This is a genomic window from Deltaproteobacteria bacterium IMCC39524 (assembly GCA_029667085.1).
Classification (GTDB): Bacteria; Desulfobacterota; Desulfuromonadia; order Desulfuromonadales; family BM103; genus M0040.
Genome location: JARUHJ010000003.1, coordinates 301,088 through 321,907 on the forward strand (window position 1 = coordinate 301,088; position 20,820 = coordinate 321,907).

Consider the following 20,820-nt stretch of genomic DNA (forward strand, 5'->3'; position numbering starts at 1 on the left):
CCTGATATGGTGAAGGCGTGACCTTGATTGGACAGAACTATGAAGCCCTCTCCTGACGAAAAAGCACTGAATCCTCTCTGCCTGAAGTGTTTGCGTAACTGCAAACAGCCGGCGGCCAACCTTTTGCTCGAGTGTCCTCGTTACTTCCCCTTGCCGTTTAAGGTTGAAAAACACCGCTTTGACCAGATGGGCTTGTTTGGTGAGGATGAGTAGGGCAAGCAAAAACGAATAACCAAAAGCCCGTTATTCAGGGGAAAGTTTGTCAGCCTGGCCCATGTGGCTTTGATGCGTCTTTACCGCTCTTCATCCCGTAATCCCGCACAACCTCCGCAACACGAATCCTGAAATCAGCAAAAAATTCCGATTTGCCTTTCTCCTGTGCCAAGCGATGCATGCCAAACTCGCGCCACTGTTTGACGGAAGCTTCGTCCTCCCAGAAAGATAGAGAACAAAGCTTGCGCTCTTCAGACAAACTGGAAAAGCGTTCGATGGAAATAAATCCATCAAAACGAACCAGATGCTCTCTCAATTCAGCGGCGATCTGCAGATATTCCTCCTGTTTGCCTTCCTTGAGCTGAACTTCGAAAATGACCGCAATCATGATGGCTCTCTTATTTCGTTAACTGGTTGATTTGTTCGTAACGGAAACAGTCGGTGGTGTGGTCATTGACCATGCCGATGGACTGCATGAATGCGTAGCAGATGGTTGAACCAACAAAGTTAAAGCCACGCTTTTTGAGGTCTTTGCTCAGCTGATCGGAGATCTGCGTATTGGCTGGGATAGCGGAGTGGTCTTGCCAGGCATTGATGATCGGTTTGCCATCAACAAAGCGCCAGAGGTAGTTTGCGAAAGAATTGAACTCTTCACGGAGCTGTAGAAAGCCACGGGCATTTTTAATGGTTGCTTCGATTTTGAGCCGGTTGCGCACGATGCCGGCGTCCTGCATCAGACGGTCGATCTCTTTCTGGTCGTAGGCCGCTATTGTGGCCGCATCAAAGTTATGAAACGCCTTGCGGTAGTTCTCACGTTTTTTCAAAATGGTCAGCCAGCTGAGACCGGCTTGCGCTCCTTCGAGAATTAGCATCTCGAAGAGCTGTTGATTCTCATAGACAGGAACGCCCCAATCTTCATCGTGGTAGGCGACATATAACGGGTCGCTGCCGCACCAAGTACAACGCTTGACCACCTCTTCCTCCTTCTTGAAACTGAGCCAGTCCCCAGTCCCCAGTCCCCAGTCCCCAGCTTACAGCTTACAGCTTACAGCTTACAGCTTACAGCCTCCGCTTTATTTCCAAAGACCTTGTTTGTTCTTCATCGCTTCTGTTTCGGCAGTTAAGAAATCCTCTTTCATGCGGAAAGAAAATCTTCTGTAAACAACCGCCAGGCCTTGCTCGAGCAACACGCGATTAAGCATTCGACCATCAGGGAGGTGGAGATAGGCAAGTAGCCGGCCGTGCCGATCACGTTCAGGGTCGTCGAGGGTCAGGGTCACATGTTGACCTTTGACCTGTTTGATGTTGAAGGCTTTGGCTTGTTGATAGAACTCTCTTTGTCTGGCGGCTGAAATTCCTTTTTTGATGAGATAACTGTCGCGCTTGGAATTTTCTCTTTCCGGTGTGTCGATACCGATCAGGCGGACTTTGCCGTGCGGGTCTACCTCGAGGGTGTCCCCGTCGTAGATCCAGGTGACTGTGCCTTGCAGAGCAGGTCCTGATTCTTCCGCACAGGCGGACAGGGCCAGAATGCAGCTCAGGCAAAGAAGAAGAGCCAGGAGGCGCAACTTTAACCACGCCCCCAGAAGAGTCGACAGAAGATTCCGGTGCAGAGTCCCCAGACCAGGTTATAGGCAAAGATGAAGAGCGGGGTCAGTTGACCGAGTTCAAGACCGAACCAACCGTAGCTGGTCATATAGGGATAGACATAAAGGAGCTGAAATGCAGTCGGCAGAAAGCTGATCCACAAGCCCTTGCGGGCCCAGTGGCGGCGGGATTTGAGAGGGCCAATCACCAGAAAATAAACCAAACCCCAGAGGCCGCCCCAGATCATGCGTGAATAGATCCAGTCCGGACTCAGAGAGGGGTTTATGCGAACGCCAGCCATGGCAGGAAGCCCCATCTGCCCCGATTGCCAGGCAACCAGACTGCTGCAGAGTCCAGCAAGCAGGCCGGCACAGAAACAGATTGATAACAGGGCTCTGGTGTGTGGCATGGGTTCTCCTGAGCTATACGGTTCAGGCTTCTTTCAGGGCATCACCTTCATTCATGCTACCCGTGCGGTAGCCTTGAAGGTCAAGGGCCACGTAGGTAAATCCGGCACCTTTGAAAACGGTCAGGATTTTTTCACGCATTTGATCATCAACGATTCGCGGCAGCTCGTCAAGGGCAACTTCTATGCGGGCTGTTTCATTGTGATAGCGAACGCGAAAGGTATGAAAATTATTTTCCCGCATGAATGTCTCGCAGAGATCAATCTGTTGCAGGCGCTCTGCGGTAATGCGGGTGCCGTAGGGGAAGCGTGAGGCCAGGCATGCGAAGGCTTGTTTTTCCGCTGTCGGCAGTCCGCTACGGCGGCTCAAGACACGGATGTCTTCTTTAGTCAGCTCCGCTTCGAGCAAAGGAGAGCGAACTTTCATCTCTTTGGCCGCTTCCCGGCCTGGTCGGTAGTCATCGAGGTCATCCAGGTTCGAGCCGTCGAGGACTTCTGCATATCCTAGCTCTTTCGCTTTAAGCATGCAGATTTCAAAGAGCTCTTTCTTGCAGTGGTAGCAGCGGCGGGGCGGGTTGTCGGCAAAGCCTGGGATCAACAGCTCGTTGCTGTCGACAACCAACTGCTGGACCCCGAGATCCTTGGCCAGCTTTACGCTTTCGTTAAACTCGTAGCTTGGGTAGGTCGGCGAGGTTGCTGTAAGTGCAATAACACGTTCGGCGCCGAGGACGTCGCGAGCTGTCTGAAGCAGGAACGTTGAGTCGACGCCGCCTGAAAAAGCGACCACGGCCGAACCCAGTTCAGTGAGAATGTCTTTCAGCTTTTCAAATTTGCTATCAATAGTCATGAGATAATTAAGGACTCCGTCTGGTGAGCCGGAGTCCTGTTCCGTGAATGAAATGTTATCTCTGGTTCTTCCAGAGATCATAGTGGCGACTGGTTCGCTCTCTTCAGAGAGCCTTTCGCGCTTTGGCGATCGTCGTTGCCAGTCGCTTAAATGAAATACATGAAGCGATGGTCAAGCTCTTTTTCTACCCCCATCTTCTGTGCATCGTCGCATAGATCTTTCAGCGTGACGGACTCCAGGTAGTCATTGAGACGCTTGCTTGCTTCTCTCCAGACATTCTGGGTCACGCATTCGGCTTCCATGTCACATTCTTTCTTGCAGCCTTTTCCCGATTTGATGCAGTCGACCAGGGCCATCTCACCTTCTGCCGCCATGATGATCTGGTAAACAGTGATTTCGTGTGGTTTTCGAGACAGGAAATAGCCGCCCTGGGGCCCTCTTCGGCTTTTCAGCAGGCCGCCACGTTTGAGGTCTTGAAAAATTTGCTCCAGGTAGCGTGGAGAGATGTTCTGACGACGGCTTATGTCCTTGATTTGCGCAGGCAAGCTGCCGGCATGGTAGGCCATGTCAAAGAGAGCTCGCAGGCCATAGCGGCTTTTAGTCGATAAGCGCATATAGTAATCTCCTTAAAACTTAGTTGGTAGAATTCTTATTAAAGTTTATTTTACTTGTCAAGAACTTAGTTGTTGTTAGGCTTTTGTGGTGTGAGGAAATGACGTATAATAATAACACTTTTCATACGTAGTAAGGGTGTTGACTATGAATGAGCCGCCTTATGGAACAAAAGCTCCTGTTGCCTGGCGTCCTGCCGGGTTGATCAGCTGGTATGGTCCTGACGGTAAGCCTCTGGTGCTGGTCACTTCCTGGATTGCATTGGTTGGTGGTTCCTTACCTCGTCTTCGTACGGCTTGGTGTGGTTGCTTCGATTCTGATTCGTGTTATTGGCCGGGCGGTGACTTTATCCTGAATGTACCCCAGGAAGGCGACCTTGAGACGATCAGCAGAATTATGGACAAAGGCAAGTTCTGTCTGCAGGCTGAGGAAGAACTGAACTATTCATGTCTTTCGGGGATAGCCGCGATTGCACCTCGCTTGCAAGAGTGTGCTGTGCAGATTGAATGTGTCGGAGGGCGCCTGATAGAAACAGACTTTGATACAGAGCTTTGTGGCCACGTGGTGCGTGTGCACAGAGACGGAGTCACCCTGGATCCTTTTCAAATCCCGGATCTTTGCGCGATTTCCCCCTTGAGCCCATAGCTGAAAAGTTTTCTGCGCTTAAGGAAACGCATTGTTGCTACCCCCCCCCCAAAAAAAAAAAAGAGAGAGAAAGGGCCGGCTATTGAGCCGGTTCAGATCACTGACAACCCCCGCATTCGAAAATGCGGGGGTTGCTTTGTGGTTTATCTGTAAAGAAATGATGGTAGAGAAATCTCAGAGAACGGTTCTTTCTCAAGGCTGCCAGATCTTAAGCAGTGCATCGGCCATCTCGGCTGGACTGTCGGCAACACTGACACCGCATTCGGCGAGAAACGCTTTCTTACTGGCGGCATCGCCCTTGCCGCCGGAAATGATCGCGCCGGCATGTCCCATACGTTTACCGGTGGGTGCGGTCGCGCCGGCGATAAAGGCCGCGACCGGCTTGGTCATATGGTCGCGAACAAAGGCCGCGGCCTGCTCTTCGGCATCACCACCGATCTCGCCGATCATGATAATCGCCTCGGTCGCCGGGTCGTCCTCAAACATTTTCAAGACGTCGAGATGGCTTGTGCCGTTAACCGGATCACCACCGATGCCGACGCAGGTGGTTTGACCGATGCCACGGGTTGTCAGCTGCCAGACAGCTTCGTAGGTCAGGGTTCCGGAGCGGGAGACAACACCGACCGGGCCCGGTTTGTGAATGTAACCGGGCATGATGCCGATCTTGCACGCGCCCGGAGTAATCACACCCGGACAGTTGGGCCCTACCAGGCGGCAATTCTTGCCTTCCATGTATCTCTTCACCTTGACCATGTCCAGCACCGGAACCCCTTCGGTGATACAGATCACCAGCTCGACACCGGCATCAACCGCTTCCATGATCGCGTCAGCACTGCCGACTGGTGGCACATAGATAACCGAGGCGTTGGCGCCGGTTTCTTTGACTGCGTCTTCGACCGTATTGAAAACCGGGAAACCATCGATCTCGGTGCCGCCTTTACCGGGGGTGACTCCACCAACCATCTGTGTGCCATAGTCACGGGCGCCCTGAGCATGAAAGAGACCGGTGGTGCCGGTGATCCCCTGGGTGATGACCTTGGTATGTTTATTGATCAATATGCTCATTGTTGTCTCTCCTCCTTGACGGCTTTGACGATCTTTTCAGCCGCATCAGCCATGCCATCAGCACTGACAATATTCAAGCCCGATTCTGCCAGCAGCTTCTTGCCCAGATCGACGTTGGTCCCTTCGAGGCGAACAACCAAGGGGACCTTGACGCCGACTTGTTTGGCGCCTTCGATGACTCCTGTCGCAATAACATCACATTTCATGATGCCACCGAAGATGTTGACCAGAATTCCTTCAACCTTTTCGTCGGAGAGGATAATCTTGAAGGCTTCCGTAACACGCTCGATGGTCGCGCCGCCCCCTACATCAAGGAAGTTCGCCGGATCACCACCATAGTGCTTGATGATATCCATGGTCGCCATCGCCAAGCCGGCGCCATTGACCATGCAGCCGATGTTGCCATCAAGAGCAATGTAGGAGAGGTCGTATTGGGAGGCTTCGATCTCCATCGGATCTTCTTCGTCATAATCGCGCAGGTCGCGAATCCGGAGATGGCGGAAGAGTGCGTTCTCATCAAAATTGATTTTGGCATCGAGACAGAGCAGTTTGCCTTCGCCGGTCAGGACCAAAGGGTTGATCTCAAGCAGGGAACAATCAGTTTCGACAAAAGTCTGGTACAGGTTCCTCAGCAGGGGAACCGCCTGCTTGACCTGGGCGATTTCGAAGCCGAGCTTGAAGGCCACCTTGCGGGCCTGGAAAGACGTCAGGCCGACGACTGGATCGATTGCTTCGAAGAAAAGTTTCTCCGGAGTCTTGGCGGCGACTTCCTCGATGTCCATGCCGCCTTCGGCAGAAGCCATCAGGGTGACCATGTCAGTGGCACGGTCGACCAGGAAAGAGACGTAGAATTCGTCGGCAATGTTGCAACCTTTTTCGATCAGCACACGTTTAACAAATTTGCCCTCGGGTCCGGTCTGGGGAGTCACCAGGGTCATACCGAACATCTCACGGGTAAATTGCTTGGCCTCATCGGCCGTTTTGGCGATCTTGACGCCGCCGCCCTTGCCACGCCCGCCGGCATGAATCTGGGCTTTGACCGCATAAGGACCTTCGCCGAGGCGCTTGGCCCAATCCCGGGCCGAATTACTGTTGTAGACCACATGTCCTTCCGGAACCGGAACCCCGAAATTCCGCAGAATTGCCTTGGCCTGATATTCGTGAACATTCATGGGTGTTTACCCTCCGAAAAATGGGTTGTCGGGGGCGCTGTATACAGCGCCCTGTTTATTCCCGGCGACAGTATCGCCTGGGTTGAGTCAGCTAACGATAGAAACTCTACCACATAGCTTTCTAAACGCAGTTTAACACACTCTTTTTGCGGGTCATTGGCGAAAAAAGTGTATACACATTAAAGTTGTGACTATTCGACCAGGCTAGTGATCGTGATGATGGTCGTGAGGTTTACTGCTGTGAGGTGCTACCAGGGGGGGCTGCTTTGGAGAGGTCTGTTTGCCTGGAGAGCAGACCGGACAGCTCTGCATGGCAAAAGGTTTTTCAAGCCGACAGGTTTTGAGCAGCTCATCGTTGTTGAAAATTTCCATGGTCGGCCCGTCTGCCATCACCAGACCTTCGTGCAGGACGATGGTTCGATCGCACAGTTCCAGGATCATGTCGAGATCATGGCTGGTGACAATGCGCGTATGATGGAAAGCCTGGAGCAGGGCGATCAATTGACGCCGGGCGTGGGGATCAAGTCCATTGGTTGGTTCATCAAGCACCAGAATTTCCGGCAGCATTGACAGAACGGTGGCGATCGCCACACGCTTCTTCTCCCCACCCGAGAGATGGTATGGGGGCTTGTTGCGTAACTCCACAGCATCCACTCTTTCCAGCGCTTCCGTAACTCTGGCTTCGATTTCCTCGTGAGAGAGGCCCATATTCAAGGGGCCAAAGGCGACGTCATCGAAAACCGTGGGCATGAAAAGCTGGTCTTCCGGATCCTGAAACACCATGCCGACGGTGCGTCTGATCTCGGGCAAAGTCTCCTTCGACAGGGTGTCGTCGCCAATGATGATCTCTCCCGAGGTTGCGGCAAGATAACCATTCAGGTGAAGCAGCAAGGTTGACTTGCCTGCACCATTGGCGCCGATGATTCCTACCGATTCACCATGGTGAATCAGAAAAGAAACCTCTTGCAAAGCAACTGTTTGATCAGGGTAAACGTGCTGCAGGTTCTTGACGTGGACAATATGGTGACTCATGGCATGGTTCCTGTGAAAAGGCCGCCGAGAAATTGCGGGGCATTGAAAAGGCGCAGCAGAATGAAAAGTGTGATCCAGCCTGCCATGAACAACACTTCGGTGCGGCCGAAGTGACTTGGCCGTCGGGAAGAGTGGACTTCGCCGGCAAAACCACGGGCCAGCATCGCCATATGAATACGTTCAGCACGTTCCCAGGTGCGCAACAGCAGGTGACCGACAAGAGAACCGAAGTGCCGGATGCCGAGGCCCCGGTTACCGAAGGTGCGTAATTGACGGGCCCTTGCAGTACGGACGCCTTCGTCTGTAAGGACGAAGATGTAGCGGTATAGAAAGAGCAATTGTACGGCAAAGGTCTGCGGCATCTTCAACTTTTCAAGAGCTTCGCAGATTGCCGGAAAACCGGTAATCGCCACCAGGATAATCGCCGCGCTTGCCGTAAGAATAGCGCGAATCAGGATCGAGAAACAGGAGATCCAGCCACCCCAGATATCGAGTGAGCCGATTTGCATAAGCACCTGGCGATCAAAAACCGGGTTGAAGAGACCAATCAAAAGGGCAAAGGGAATTACGATGATGATCTTGCGCAGGATATAGCCGAAAGGCAAATCACCGACCGCCATCAATACGGCTGGGTAAATCATAAAGGGCAGCATGGCCGAGATCTGGTAACGATCGAAGGAAACTACGCAGACGATAAAGCAAAGGGTTGTCAATACCTTAGCCCGGGGGTCAAGGCGGTGCACAGGAGTCTGGCGCAGGGCAAGCAGATCAAGCTGCTTGAAATCGAGAAAGGAGCCGTCAATTGACAGCATCTTAAGCCTCTTTCCGCTGCGCTGCACTTCGTCTCTTCAAAAACACGCCGACCAGGCTACAAACGATCAGGGTCATCGCGCCGCCGAGGAGACCGGAAAGGCTGGTACCCATTCTCTCGGTAGCAGCAGAGCGAGCCTCTCCTTCTTCAGTAGGGATCGCATAATCAGGGAGGAGGGCTGTCTCTTCCTGAATTTTGGCGAGCCGCTGGTGTTCTCTGTGTTCTGCCTCTGGTAACTCGGGAGTTCCGGTGACTTTGGCAATCGACCATTCCAGTCCATCCGGGTTCTCGGAAACAAACCACGATAGCACCCCGCCGATCAGCAGGGTCGCAACCAGAAAGGTCGCCAGCAGCGATTTTATCGGTAAGTCACCAAGGGGTTTCTGCTGCAAGGTACTCTCCAGGATCTCCGGGCGAGCCTGGTAAATGAAGGAGACAACCAGCGCAGTGACCACCCCTTCGACCACGCCGATACCCAGGTGGATCGGTTGCATAAGCAGGAGGAAGGTATCAAAGGGCAACGCGGCGACGCCGGAAAGCACGGTTTGCAAGACCACCCCCAGGGAGCCGAACTGAAGGGCCACAACCGCGGCGAGAATTGATGCGGCGACCATCCGGGATTGACGTGGATCACGACCGACCAGCTTCTTGTAGATTAAGGGGTAAGCAATGAAAGCGGGGAAGACCCCGAGATTGAAGATGTTGCAGCCGAGCGCAAGCAATCCGCCATCGGCGAAAAAGAGCGCCTGAATCATCAGCACCGAAGCGATGGTCAGGTATGCGGCAGAGGGACCGAGCAAGATGGCCAGCAGGAGACCGCCGCCGAGATGGCCACTTGATCCGGTTGCCGGGATGGTGAAATTGATCATCTGCGCAGCGAAAACGAAGGCCCCAAGCACACCCATAAGCGGCACCTTGCGATCATCAAGGTCCTTGCGTACGCGGGCCGAGCAGTAAGCGATGGTTCCGGCGGCGGCCGCCCAGAACGCACCTCCTACGGCAGGGGATACGAGTGCATCTGCCATGTGCATCGTTGATCTTCCTTTGTCACGCTGTGCTCAATTAAAGCTCACTCGTCAACAGGGTAACGTGAAATCCTGCAGAAAGGCGGGACAGTTGTGCAGTTAATAGGATCAGAGTCATCATTTTATTGTCCGAAAGGGGTTCGGTCAAGAGGAAAGTGTTACGAATTGTCAAATCGTAACACCGAAAACGCCAGTCAGGGTTTTTGTCTGTCGATAAATTGCAGTGGCGTTTTACAGGCTTTGCAGAGGGCTTGATAGCTGAGACCGATCTTGTTGTGCATGATGCTGGTCAGGCGGTGCTTTCGACAGCTGCAAGCGTAGAGAAAGGGTCTTTGTACGATTCGGGCTGGCGTGGTCCGGTAGCTGTGGCAGCGTTTTGCCTCAAGACCGAAACAGTTGCGCATAATCGCCTGCCACTCTGTGCCGTGCGGCCTTGGCTTTAGTCGTTTTTTTTGCGCCTGCCAGTTGGCGACCAGGTGGGCGACTTCATGGGGTATGGTCTGAGCCAGATAATCATCCAGATTTTCACCGAGGAGTTTCAGGTTGATGCGCAGACGGGTCGACCCCGTCCTTTCAACGATAGCCTGGCCAGCACAACGGCCGCGCAGGGAAAAATCTATCGAGGCTTCCGGTAGTTTGATCGCATAAAAATCCCGCGCTCGCCTTTCGGCGCGGCGGACTGCTGCAAAAGCTTTTTCCTGAAGCTCTGCTCTGCAATGGTTATCGTGCATGCTAACAACTTAATCGTAAGGGAAAGAGTGTGCGGGCATGATACAGAGGGTCTTTCTTTAAGACAAGCACTTGAGTTGTGAGTCAGGTTTGTTCGCTGCGCAGGGCCTTGATCAGCGCCCTGGCCGGTTGATAGCCGGAATGGATGAGCAGTGCCTTCTCGCAGTCGGCCAGGGCCAGCTCAAATTGCTGCATATCGTAATGGGTCTGGGCCCGACCGAAGTAGCTGTCGGGACGATTCGGATTGATAATCAGTGCCTGGTCGAAGTCTTTCAGTGCTTTTTCGTATTTTTTCATAACACGGTAGCAGAGACCACGATTCGCATAGCCCCGGTCACTTTCGGGGTCGTAGCTGATTGCACTAAAAAAGTCCTTGAGCGCGCGCTGATGACTACCCATAGCAAAGTAGGCCATGCCCCTGTGGTTGTAAACCAAGCCGCGCATTTTGCGTTCCAGTTGCATGCCGAGGAGTTGACCGTACAGCGCGATTGCGTTTTCGAGGTCATGATTGCTGTGGGCTTTCAAGGCGCGCAGCATGGTTTTTTCCAGGTGGCTGGCCATGCTTGACGGGATCGGCCCAATGCGAGCCGGTGGTTCTGTTGTCGTGGGATGAGATATGGCTATCAACTCCTGTTCCAGAGCTTCCTTCTCGACGCTGGCACGGCGTTTTCGACCATGCTGGCGGATCTCTTTCTGGTAGTCCCGAATCTCCTGAAAGATCAGGTCGGAAAGGGTCAGGGTGGCATTCAACGAGGCCAACTTGCGGCGAATTGATTGGTTGGGCAAGGAAATATCCGATTTGTAGACCAGCTCATGCTCAACCTCGGCCCAGGCATCCTGAAGAATAGTGCGCAACTGGACTTCACAGACTTTACGCACCCCAGGCATGGAACGGCCGGTCTGGGTCGCTTCCATACGCAGGGTCAGATGGACAGAATCATAGCCGAACTCGCGGAAAGAGTGCTTATTGGCTTTACATTCTGTATCGAGAACTTCAAAGTGGGTGGCAAGCAGGTTGGAAACCGTTTCTATGTCTTCGAGAAAAGGACAGATGATACGCAAGCCGAAGAAATCATTGATCGTCACCATGCGTCGGCTGTCGTTGGTTTTGTTCTGCTTGCGAAGCTTGTCGAAGTAGGCCTGAAAGCTTTTGATGCGGTACTTGATGGCCGGAGTGAGACCCTGCGGTTCAAGGATCAGACGAACATCCTGGGCAAGTTGCTGCAATGACGCCTTATAGACCGGTAGCTGCTGGTCGTAAAGAACCTTCGTACTGCTCCGATCCGGAAGACGGTCATGGCCGGTTGCTGGAGTCTTCATACTGAGCTCCAAAGATCATGGCAAAGTGGGATTTTGTTCTTGTTATAGTGTAAAGGAAGATATGGCCGAAGCAAGGGAAGCAGAGAAAAGTGTCCTGCATGCCGCACTTTTGTTCTTGTTCATAAGACTCTGCCCATTCGGCGGTGCCTCTGGCATTCGAATCATGGTTGTCAGCTCTCATGAAAAGGCCAACGGTGTCAGGTTGCAAGGCGTTAAAAAAAGGTACATGATCACACAACTCAGCGATAAACCTCTCCACCTGAAATGAACCTTTAATCTCTGAGGTTCTATTTTATGAAGTGTCGAAAATAGAAAAACGGCCTGTATGCACAGGCCGTTTGAAAGAATACTTGGCGTTCTCTTGTCAGAACGGACGGATGTTAGATGATGCCTTTTTCTGTGAGGTCTTTACTGACAGTGTTTACAAAGTCCAGGACCATTTTCTCGAAGCTCCCCTCAATGACCGTTTCGAGCTGGCCTGACCAGATCATCTCCTCGCTTTCCAGGTCGTACATAACCGATTCAACCGTTGCGATAACAAATTCTGTAGATGTTGGTGGCTCGTAGACAATGTCGGTTCTTCTGCTGTAGTAGTTACCCCAGTTGTTGTAGTAGCCTCTGTCTCCATAGTAGCCTCCGCCGCCACGCCTGCCCCCGTAGTAGGGTCCAGAAGAGTAGCCAGATACACGGCCAGGTGACGTCACCGTTTCTTTTCTTGTATCGATCAGTTTGGTCAGGATGACCGAGTCACAGCCTTCCGCTTTCATCCTCTGAATAATGGCTTCACGGTCTGCCTCCTGATTATTCGGCAGGTCCTTGTAGCTGGAGAAAGTTTTTATGCCCTGGCTGGCCAGCTGGCGACCGAAGGTGTCCTCAAAAATCCTCCTGCGGGTCTCATCCTTGGAGATGCCTATTATGTAGACGTTTTTGACTTTCTTGGTGAAAGCCGGGTCTGACCATGAGCCACTCATTGTGGTGCTGGAACAGGCGGCAAGCAATAATACGACGAGCATCAATCCCATAGTTCGCGTTAAATTACTCATTATCTCATTCATCCTTTCAGTTAGAATTCCATATTTATGAAGCATAACAGACTATTGTACGATCTCAAACTTTGTCTATACTGAGGATAACAGGAGGTTTAATGCTACTCAAATTTGGCTGTTCCGGATTTCGACTGTTGTCGGTGCCTTCCTTAAGGTAATATTATTTATCGTTATTTCGGCAGCTCAAATGATTCGCTGCTCGGGGGGCTGCCCCGCACAGAGGCTGCCTGATTATTATTGAAGCCCCTTTGAGGTCGTCAATGCACCAGGAAATCCTAAAGTTCTGGTTTGAAGAGCTTGAACCGAAGCAGTGGTGGGTCAAAGCCCCCGAACTGGATCAATTGATCATCGTCCGGTTCTCAGAAATTCATGATCGTGCAGCGCGTTGTGAACTCTCCGGTTGGCGAAAAAGTGCTTCCGGGCGGCTGGCTGAAATAATAGTCCTGGACCAGTTCTCACGAAACATGTTCCGCGGCTCGCCGTTGTCCTTCGCCTATGACCCTCTGGCGCTGGCTCTATCACAGGAAGCGATTTCGCTCGGCGCCGATCAATTGTTGAGTCCAGTCGAGAGAAATTTTATCTACATGCCCTTTATGCACAGCGAGTCGTTGCAAATCCATGAGGAAGCGGTAGAGCTGTTCCGCCGTAATGGTCAGCAGGGGAGTTTCGAATACGAGCTGAAGCACAAGGTGATAATCGAGAGGTTTGGACGCTACCCCCACCGGAACGAGGTGCTGGGCAGGGTGTCTACGGAAGCAGAGCTTGAATTTTTGCGTCAGCCCGGATCGAGGTTTTAGAGGAGGGCTCAATGGCTGCTTATCTTGTCGGACAGATCAAGGTTAGGAATCAAGGCCTCTGGCAGGAGTATGTGACGGGAGTCCGGGAATCTCTGGCTCCTTTTGAAGCGAAAATCCTTTTTCGGGGGAAACTTCTAGAAGTCCTTGCCGGTCAGCAGGATAAAGACCTGGTTGTTGTTATCGAATTTTCCAATCAAACTGTTTTGAATGACTGGTTCACCTCAGAAAAATACCAATCCTTGATTCCCCTGCGCGATGAAGCGGCCAGTGTTGTTATCTCGACTTATCAGACATAAATCACTTGGGACCGTTGTGAAGAGGCGCTATCCATCCCATTGCCATCGTAGAGGCCTCCGTATTTTATACATGGTTCTGTCATTTCCCCTTATGAGAAGGATCGCTTCATGACCACTGACCAGGAGCAGGCCAAAAGCTGGATCGAAAAAATTGTCCGTGATTTCTGTTCTTCATCGGCCAACAGCCTGGAGGATGGCACGGGTGAACCCGCATGGGATGTGCCTCAGTTTGCCTATGCTCGTGGCGATGATCCTCTTTTTAGCCAGTTGAAACATGACATCGGCGAGTTTTACTGGACTCCTGAAGAAGCTTACAAACTGGTTTATCCCGATGAAGAGATAGTTTCGTCTGTCTTGGCGGTTATCTGCTATATCCTTCCCCAGACCAAAGCGACCCGAGTTGATCAAGCGTTAGAGACCGAATTCCCCGCCGAGCGATGGGCTCGTTCCCGTTTCCATGGTGAGGACTTTAATTGTACTTTGCGCCTGCACTTGGCCGAACAGTTAACGCAGGCTGGCTATCCGGCGGTGGCCCCGGAGCGCTTGCCTGGCTTCGATTATCGCCAGAGCGAACGCTTCGGCATTGCCTCCAATTGGTCGGAAAGGCATACGGCCTGGGTTGCCGGGCTTGGTACTTTTGGTTTGTCCGATGGTTTGATTACCCGGGTCGGTAAGGCGGTTCGCTTCGGTTCTGTTGTCGTCAAAATGAGCCTTGAGGCGACACCTCGCCCTTACGCAGGCCACCAGGACTGGTGTCTTTGGTATGCGAAGGGAAGCTGCGGTGTTTGCATGAAACGCTGCCCGGCTAAGGCAATTACTGTCGATGGCCATGACAAACCGAAATGCTTTGATTATATCCGCAATGTCACCACGCCCTATGTGCGCGACCATTATGGTACCGGTGCCACCCCTTGTGGTCTTTGCCAGGTTAAGATTCCCTGCGAGGCGCGATCACCTCTTTGACGGTTTCTTAGCCTGACCAGGACAGGAGTTCGGTATGACTCTTTTTCGCAAACAACTGTTGGGTGGAATCCTTCTGCTTGCCGCTGTACTTCTGCTGCTTGTACCCGTTCCCGGTCAAGCTGAGCCCTTTGACCATGAACATGCCGCCTGGAGCCTGTTGGTGAAAAACAATGTTCATTGGAATCTCAACCGCACTGCCTCCCAGGTCAATTATGACGGATTTCAGGAAACTCACGATTTTCTGAAGCGCTATCTCTTCAACATCTCTGCGGTGACGCGTGCCGAGTTCGATACTTTCAGTCGTGAGCAGCAGCTGGCATTCCTCATCAATGCCTACAATGCTTTTACCGTCGAACTGATTCTGACCGAATACCCCGAGCTCACATCGATCAAGGAGCTCGGTTCGCTTTTTTCTTCTCCCTGGAAGAGAAAGTTCTTTCACCTGCTTGGCGAATCACAAAACCTCGATGGTATCGAGCACGACCTGATCCGTGGTTCGGGGCGTTACGATGAGCCCTTGATTCATTTTGCCGTCAACTGTGCCTCCATCGGTTGTCCGGCGTTGCTTGATGAGGCTTTCGTGGCCGAGAAGCTTGATCAGCAATTGCTTGAAAGCACAGGGCGGTTCCTTAACGATCGAAACCGCAATCGCTTCGATGCCAAAACCGGTACACTTGAAATTTCAAGTATCTTTGACTGGTATGCCGAGGATTTCTCCAAAGGTTGGCGCGGCTACGATTCTCTACATGATTTTTTTCGTACGCATGGGGATTGGATTACTGATGATGCGGAGAGTGCTGAAAAGTTGAGAGAGGTTGCGCTACGGATTGAGTTTTTGGATTACGATTGGAGTTTGAACACTCTACGCTAAAAATTTTTATACCTGGCAATCTGAGGCGTTCAAAAGAAACCAGGTGCAGTTATGAAAACCCTCACCTTTTGACCATCCCTCCTCACGACAATACATTGACAGCGTTTTTGTCAACAGCAGTTTGTTCCACTTGCCAGTGTCACCTGGCCTCGTTTCCGATCGGGGTCTCTACTCAATTATTTTACAACCTCACTCGGCGGAGAGCGTATTTCCTGTTATTATGTTAAAGAATTGTAATCTCCCCCGGGAGGGTATTAGGAAAACGTGAAGGTCCTTGTTTCCATCAATAATAAGATTCTCGCCGAGGGAGTAAAGAGTCTCATCGGCGAGAACGTCCCCGAAACACTCATGGGAGACCATTTCTTCGGGCCGACTGTTGAAGACCCGGACGTTGTTTTGTTCATCTCGCGGGAAGATATTCTCGAATTAAAACAAAACTACATTGAAGCCAAATTTATTTATTTCGATCAGGGGACATGTGACAGCGAACTCTCGTGCCTGCTCTACTGTCACGGTGTTCTCGGCATTATCTCATGCGATCTTGATGTCAACAACTTCTGCAAAGCTCTGAGGAGAGTTCATCAGGGCGAAGTCTGGCTCTGTCAAAAGCATTTACACCTCTTGCTTGAAAAGGGCCCGTTAATGTCTGGCAGCAAGAGCTTTCACAAATTGAGCGACCAGGACAGAAGAATCATTCAGCTGGTTGCCGCAGGTGACTCTAACAAGGAGATTGCCGACAAGCTCTGTTTGAGCCTGCCGACGATCAAGGCCCATCTCGGCCGCATTTTCAGGACTCTCGGTGTCGAAAATCGCGCTCAACTTGCTGCCCTGGCGACAAAAGGCACTGTCCTTCTTAAGAATTGATCCGTTAGACCTTTGGTTATTTTTCCGCATCATCAGTAGCAATACCTCTGCCTCATTTTTATAACCATCCACATCATTGTTACCCCCCACAGAATCGATACAATCTTAACGTGAATTAATCCGTTGTGGCCTTAGGAATAACAGGCGACTTCTGTTAGAGCGTCTGATAACTGAATGACCTTCGCTGCCGAGTACGAGGGAAAATGAAGGTTTGGATCTTTTTTGAGGAGATTGATGGTTTATGCCGAACCAAGAAAATGAACAAACTAACCAGTCGATAAATTGAATAGAGGAGAACCGTGATGAAAAGCACACTCAAAGCAATAAAAGTCCTGATGGCTTTCTCTGTGTGTATGTTGCTGATTGTTTGGGCAACACCAACTCAAGCTTTGAATACTGATGATGACCAAGCACGAATTTATCTGGCAAGGGGGGGTGGCTCCGGTGGTGGCTCCGGTGGTGGTTCCGGTGGTGGCTCCGGTGGTGGCTCCGGTGGTGACTCCGGTGGTGACTCCGGTGGTGGCTCCGGTGGTACTGGAGGCCAGGGAAGTCCTGGTGAGACAGGCGGCTTTGGTAAAGGAGCCATGGAAATGGAGCGCTCACGTACAATGGAGCAGACACGTGACCAGGGTCAAGTTCAGGACTTAGATCAAGATAGAGATCGAGATCGTGATCGCGACCAGGACAAAGACCAGGATCAGGATAAAGACCAAGATCAGGACCAGGACCAGGATCGTGACAGGACTCATCAGTAAGCTTTAGGTAAGTCTTTCTGGAGATAAGCTAGTTGTGGCTCAGGCTCTGCCTTACTTGTCCAGAGATCTTTAACCTGGCGCTAACTAGTAGGAGGTGTATCATGAAATTACATTCACTTATTGTCACAGTAATGGCGGTACTTCTTATCTTCAGTGGAGACGTTTTAGCGGAAAGACCGCCTGGTGCTGGGAATGGCGGCGGTGGTGGCGGTGGTGGTGGGACAACCGATTTCGGTGATCTCATCATGCTCTATCGTGATGATTATGGTGTCCCTATCCCCTCCCCTGAGGTACAGGTCGAGGATCCCGAGACGGGTGAGTTGGTCGACGGCGGGCTATGTTGGCAGCCCCTCGCCTTCAATCTGGAGGATCCCAACATATGCTCACTTGATTGCCAGGTTGACGGCAAGGATCTCAACGGGAATGATGATCCTAACGTTGACGTCGTTCTTGTCAACCAGTACACCTGTGGTGTCGCGGCTGGCTGTTCGGGCTGCACACAGGAAGTGGACTTCGGCCGGGTCAACGAAGCGCGTTCTCCTGATACAGTTTTCGAATCACAGCTGGACGACGTCATTGTGAACCTGTCTATAGCCGATTGCCTCACTCTGGACCCCGCCGGACGAGTTGTCGCCAGCCAGGTCGAAGATGACTTGGTCACTTCCCGCGCAATCGATTCACCGCTGCAAAATCTGGCGATCTACAGGGAGCTCATATTGACAGGGACCCTTGGCGCGCCCCTTCCTCTACTAACCGCTGATTACCTGACGACTGCGGCCAGGGCGCTCGGTGCCGCCTCGGACAAGACCGGCGAGTTCAACGTGGACATGTTGGCCTACCTCAACCAGATCATGGGCCTGGACGGCTTGCCGACCACCCTTGATCCCAAGATATGCGAAACCTATCGGGAAGAAGTGCAGGGTGTCATCCAGCTGGTGGAGAAGTGCTTCCTGGACTACGGCGCCTTTGCCTACAACCGTGACACGAACTTCGGGGCGCTGCCTGATCCGGCCTACATTCCCGGAAGTGGGCCTGTGGCCGGCTGGTTCGAGTACCTCGCCGAAGTGGTCCCTCCAACGCCTACGCCTACGTTCGAGATCGTGCAGGGCCCCATCACGACGGCCGTCTTCGCAGATGAATCCTTCGACGATGTCAACATCGACGGTTTTGCCCAAGCAGCGGACGACGCCCGTGCGGTCATCGACTTCATGCACTCCAATCCGTTGCCGGCCGGTTACGAGACACCGTTGTACTGCGCAGACTCGGGCGATATCTTCTATGACCTTTCGATCAGCGAGCAGTCCGGCTTGCAGGTGCCGAAGAACTATGTGAACGGCGGGGAGAGGGAATTCTTCGTGAACGTCACTAACTTGGGTCCGGATCCAGCCAACGGCACCGTTACGGTGGTCGCCACCAATGGCGTAGAACTCGGGAGTTGGCAATTCACTATCACCGATCTTCTTGCGGGCCAGACGGCTTCCTTTACCCAGCACTTCACGATCACCACGACCAGCAACCGCATCAACTGGAGCGCGACGGTTGTGGCCGACCCGCCAACAGCAGACCCGAACCTGGGTAACAACTACGTCACCGCTTCCAGCACCGTCAGGGCGGCCGGCGGTGGCGGAGGTGGTGAGCACTAAGTGTGTCATCAGATCAGCCTGTAGCATGAAAAAGGAGTTACCCCTTCCCCGGTCCCTGGTGGCCGGGAAGGGGATCGCCAAATGTTTTCGGAAGGGTGGTGCTTCGCCCTTTCTTCCACGGATGATGCCATGAGCATGCCGCCTGACAGGAGGAGACTATGAAAACATTGCGACTTGCAGGGATTGTCAGTATCGGGCTGGTGGGGATGCTCCTGTTCGCCGGCAACGTTCAGGCGAAACGCACGGCGACCTTTGACTGGGTCACGGTGGTCAACAACAACGACTCCATGCCGACCAGGGGCTGTGAGTTGGATCCCGAAAAGTGCCGCCCGTTTAACAGCTACAACCCGCCGTCGGTCAACGAAGACGGGCTGGTCGTTTTCCGCGCCCGCAGTCGCGGCGGACAAGGAGAAACCAACGGCCATAACGGCGCGGCTGATGACGACCGAAAAGGCAACGGGAGCAACGGGGGTAGCGGCACGGAGCATGGCAACCAGCCGGTGCATGGCATCTACACCCGCGACATGTCGGTGTACGGCAGCTCGATAATCCGCATCCTCGCCCGTAAGACCAAGGTGCCCGATCCCAACAACCTGGGTACCACTTTCGTCGAGACCCCATCCTTCCCGCGTATCGACAAAAACTCGGCCACAATCGCCACCCGGGGCAACCATCAACCGGTCTGGCGCTATGGTGAGGAAGGGGATGAGACCCGGGCCGGCACAACAGGCATATACACCAACCCCTTCAGAGAGTTGATCACGGGAGCAAGCAAGCTGGGCAACGTTTCGGATTTCTCTTTCTTCGAGGTCCCGGAGCCCGAATTTCCCGGAACCCTTTTCGAAGTCTTCCCCGGGTCGCCTTCTGTGACGAAGGGCAATATCATCGTCTTCAAGGGCAACTACACGGGAGACCGGGGCGGCGAGACCGGGGTGTACTACCGGCAGTTGGAGAATGAAGCAGCCGGAGGCACCTCGCCCGTGGTGATGATCGCCAACAACACAGATACCTTGATCCCGGGGACCGATACAATATTTGGCTCCACCGCTCCACCCAGCGCTGCGAACGAGAGGGTCGTGTTCGCCGGCTTTGACAACGAGGACGCTCCGACACTGGGCGGTATCTACCTGGCGCCACTGCAACCTGAACCACCGCTTACAACGTTGGTAAATATCGGAGGAAAGGTCCCTGGCGAGGCTGCAAATAACACCTTCAATAATCTCGGCGAAGGAGGCGCCTTCGATGGGCGTTTTGTCGGTTTCTGGGGCGCCTGGGGAGCAGAAACCAGGACCCTGCGCCTCTACTGCGCAGAGGAGGGCAATAAGGACCGTATTGCCTATTGCAATCAAAATCTGATCTGCGCAGGCACGAACGAAAAACTGGGAGACCCGAACAGCATCTGCACCGATAAGACCGACCCGAACTATGGGACAAGTTGCTATCAGGAGAAAGAGGTGCCGGTCAATCAAGGCTTCTTCGTTCACGACATAAATACGCGAAGGACATGGGTCGCGACAAAGACCGGTACGCAATTCGATGACTTCCTGTTCTGGAACTATTCGGGCATGACTCCGTGCAGGGGTGGTGGCCACTCGGAAGAAGGGTCCGAAGAAGACGGCGAGCCGGCGCGTTGGCGTTCCTCGGCGTTCGTTGCCGTTTCCGGGCGGGGTGCGACCTTTAAGGCCGCTTTCAAGGCCAAAAAGGCTGATTTTGTTGATGGCGTCTATACGAATGCAGTGGACGGCATCTACTTAGGCCGATGGCCGGGGCCGAGGGGGACCGTCAACATCGAGACCCTTCTCGATACAACCATGGACGGGCAGACACTCGACCCCGAGGCGCCTGAGAACTCAACTATTCTCGAGCTGGGTATCGAGCGTGAGAGCTTGCGCGGCAACTGGCTGACAGTCAATGCCAGCCTGGGCATCGAAAATGGCAGCGAGGAAGATGGCATGGCCGGGATTTACCTGACGGAATTGCCGAAGTAGGCAAGCTCGTAGCCGTTCTGTAACGTCAAATTTGGTTCGGCGCAAGGTCGGCTGGATGAAGAATCGTCGTCTCGACTTGATGTGCCCTCGCCGGTTCAAGGGCGGTGCTGTCAGGTCGAGTTGCGACGACTGG

General features: G+C 52.9%; 24 protein-coding genes. 10 read left to right on the forward strand and 14 right to left on the reverse strand.

Translation table 11 applies throughout. The features are described from left to right. Positions 1-39: 39 nt before the first annotated feature. Positions 40-213, forward strand: coding sequence for a hypothetical protein (locus P9J64_09530; GenBank protein MDG5468555.1), 174 nt, complete (start codon positions 40-42; stop codon positions 211-213). 49 nt (positions 214-262) lie between these two features. On the opposite strand, the gene P9J64_09535 is transcribed toward P9J64_09530, so the two are convergent. The 6 genes from P9J64_09535 to P9J64_09560 all read right to left on the reverse strand — a co-directional run bounded on the left by P9J64_09535 (position 263) and on the right by P9J64_09560 (position 3,667). Next, a complete protein-coding gene (locus P9J64_09535) occupies positions 263-601 on the reverse strand; it encodes an antibiotic biosynthesis monooxygenase (protein ID MDG5468556.1) in 339 nt (112 codons plus the stop codon). A gap of 10 nt (positions 602-611) precedes the next feature. Continuing rightward, positions 612-1,187 (reverse strand): DNA-3-methyladenine glycosylase I, encoded by a 576-nt coding sequence (locus tag P9J64_09540; GenBank protein MDG5468557.1) that lies wholly within the window; start codon positions 1,185-1,187, stop codon positions 612-614. A gap of 99 nt (positions 1,188-1,286) precedes the next feature. After that, entirely contained in the window at positions 1,287-1,781 is a 495-nt protein-coding gene (locus tag P9J64_09545) for a thermonuclease family protein (protein MDG5468558.1), read from the reverse strand. 2 nt (positions 1,782-1,783) lie between these two features. Then, positions 1,784-2,209 (reverse strand): hypothetical protein, encoded by a 426-nt coding sequence (locus P9J64_09550; GenBank protein ID MDG5468559.1) that lies wholly within the window; start codon positions 2,207-2,209, stop codon positions 1,784-1,786. A 22-nt stretch (positions 2,210-2,231) separates the two neighbouring features. Next, complete coding sequence (larE, locus tag P9J64_09555) at positions 2,232-3,053, reverse strand: ATP-dependent sacrificial sulfur transferase LarE (GenBank protein MDG5468560.1); 822 nt, start codon at positions 3,051-3,053, stop codon at positions 2,232-2,234. 146 nt (positions 3,054-3,199) lie between these two features. Then, positions 3,200-3,667 carry an Rrf2 family transcriptional regulator gene (locus tag P9J64_09560; protein ID MDG5468561.1) on the reverse strand — a complete coding sequence of 156 codons (468 nt, stop codon included), beginning with the start codon at positions 3,665-3,667 and terminating at the stop codon, positions 3,200-3,202. Between the two features lie 145 nt (positions 3,668-3,812). On the opposite strand from P9J64_09560, the gene P9J64_09565 reads away from it, so the two are divergent. Further along, a complete protein-coding gene (locus tag P9J64_09565; protein ID MDG5468562.1) occupies positions 3,813-4,310 on the forward strand; it encodes a hypothetical protein in 498 nt (165 codons plus the stop codon). Between the two features lie 192 nt (positions 4,311-4,502). Here the strand turns inward: P9J64_09565 and sucD are convergent, their stop codons facing one another. From sucD to P9J64_09605, 8 genes are all read right to left on the reverse strand, one after another. Next, positions 4,503-5,375: a succinate--CoA ligase subunit alpha gene (gene sucD / locus P9J64_09570; protein MDG5468563.1), complete on the reverse strand. Its 873-nt coding sequence runs from the start codon at positions 5,373-5,375 to the stop codon at positions 4,503-4,505. After that, positions 5,372-6,547 carry an ADP-forming succinate--CoA ligase subunit beta gene (gene sucC, locus P9J64_09575; GenBank protein MDG5468564.1) on the reverse strand — a complete coding sequence of 392 codons (1,176 nt, stop codon included), beginning with the start codon at positions 6,545-6,547 and terminating at the stop codon, positions 5,372-5,374. Before sucC ends, sucD begins: the two co-directional genes overlap by 4 nt. 204 nt (positions 6,548-6,751) lie before the next feature. Continuing rightward, complete coding sequence (locus tag P9J64_09580) at positions 6,752-7,579, reverse strand: ABC transporter ATP-binding protein (GenBank protein MDG5468565.1); 828 nt, start codon at positions 7,577-7,579, stop codon at positions 6,752-6,754. Then, positions 7,576-8,391, reverse strand: a complete 816-nt coding sequence (gene cbiQ, locus P9J64_09585) for a cobalt ECF transporter T component CbiQ (protein MDG5468566.1) — start codon at positions 8,389-8,391, stop codon at positions 7,576-7,578. The genes P9J64_09580 and cbiQ overlap by 4 nt, the downstream gene beginning before the upstream one ends. 1 nt (position 8,392) lies before the next feature. After that, a complete protein-coding gene (locus P9J64_09590) occupies positions 8,393-9,421 on the reverse strand; it encodes an energy-coupling factor ABC transporter permease (protein MDG5468567.1) in 1,029 nt (342 codons plus the stop codon). 188 nt (positions 9,422-9,609) lie between these two features. Beyond that, complete coding sequence (locus P9J64_09595) at positions 9,610-10,146, reverse strand: SprT-like domain-containing protein (protein ID MDG5468568.1); 537 nt, start codon at positions 10,144-10,146, stop codon at positions 9,610-9,612. Between the two features lie 82 nt (positions 10,147-10,228). Then, entirely contained in the window at positions 10,229-11,464 is a 1,236-nt protein-coding gene (locus P9J64_09600) for a tetratricopeptide repeat protein (GenBank protein ID MDG5468569.1), read from the reverse strand. Positions 11,465-11,844: 380 nt separating this feature from the next. Further along, positions 11,845-12,507, reverse strand: coding sequence for a hypothetical protein (locus P9J64_09605; GenBank protein MDG5468570.1), 663 nt, complete (start codon positions 12,505-12,507; stop codon positions 11,845-11,847). 263 nt (positions 12,508-12,770) lie between these two features. Between P9J64_09605 and P9J64_09610 the strand changes: the two genes are divergently transcribed. The 8 genes from P9J64_09610 to P9J64_09645 all read left to right on the forward strand — a co-directional run bounded on the left by P9J64_09610 (position 12,771) and on the right by P9J64_09645 (position 20,687). After that, on the forward strand, positions 12,771-13,307 hold the full coding sequence (locus P9J64_09610; GenBank protein MDG5468571.1) for a DUF924 domain-containing protein: 537 nt from the start codon (positions 12,771-12,773) through the stop codon (positions 13,305-13,307). Positions 13,308-13,318: 11 nt separating this feature from the next. Continuing rightward, entirely contained in the window at positions 13,319-13,603 is a 285-nt protein-coding gene (locus P9J64_09615; GenBank protein MDG5468572.1) for a DUF1330 domain-containing protein, read from the forward strand. Positions 13,604-13,711: 108 nt separating this feature from the next. Beyond that, positions 13,712-14,566 (forward strand): 4Fe-4S ferredoxin, encoded by an 855-nt coding sequence (locus P9J64_09620; GenBank protein MDG5468573.1) that lies wholly within the window; start codon positions 13,712-13,714, stop codon positions 14,564-14,566. A 34-nt stretch (positions 14,567-14,600) separates the two neighbouring features. Next, on the forward strand, positions 14,601-15,437 hold the full coding sequence (locus P9J64_09625) for a DUF547 domain-containing protein (protein ID MDG5468574.1): 837 nt from the start codon (positions 14,601-14,603) through the stop codon (positions 15,435-15,437). A 264-nt stretch (positions 15,438-15,701) separates the two neighbouring features. Next, a complete protein-coding gene (locus P9J64_09630) occupies positions 15,702-16,301 on the forward strand; it encodes a response regulator transcription factor (protein ID MDG5468575.1) in 600 nt (199 codons plus the stop codon). Between the two features lie 302 nt (positions 16,302-16,603). Further along, positions 16,604-17,056 (forward strand): hypothetical protein, encoded by a 453-nt coding sequence (locus P9J64_09635; protein ID MDG5468576.1) that lies wholly within the window; start codon positions 16,604-16,606, stop codon positions 17,054-17,056. Positions 17,057-17,157: 101 nt separating this feature from the next. After that, positions 17,158-18,699: a hypothetical protein gene (locus P9J64_09640; GenBank protein ID MDG5468577.1), complete on the forward strand. Its 1,542-nt coding sequence runs from the start codon at positions 17,158-17,160 to the stop codon at positions 18,697-18,699. Positions 18,700-18,857: 158 nt separating this feature from the next. After that, positions 18,858-20,687 (forward strand): hypothetical protein, encoded by a 1,830-nt coding sequence (locus tag P9J64_09645; protein MDG5468578.1) that lies wholly within the window; start codon positions 18,858-18,860, stop codon positions 20,685-20,687. The last annotated feature ends 133 nt before the right edge of the window (positions 20,688-20,820 follow it).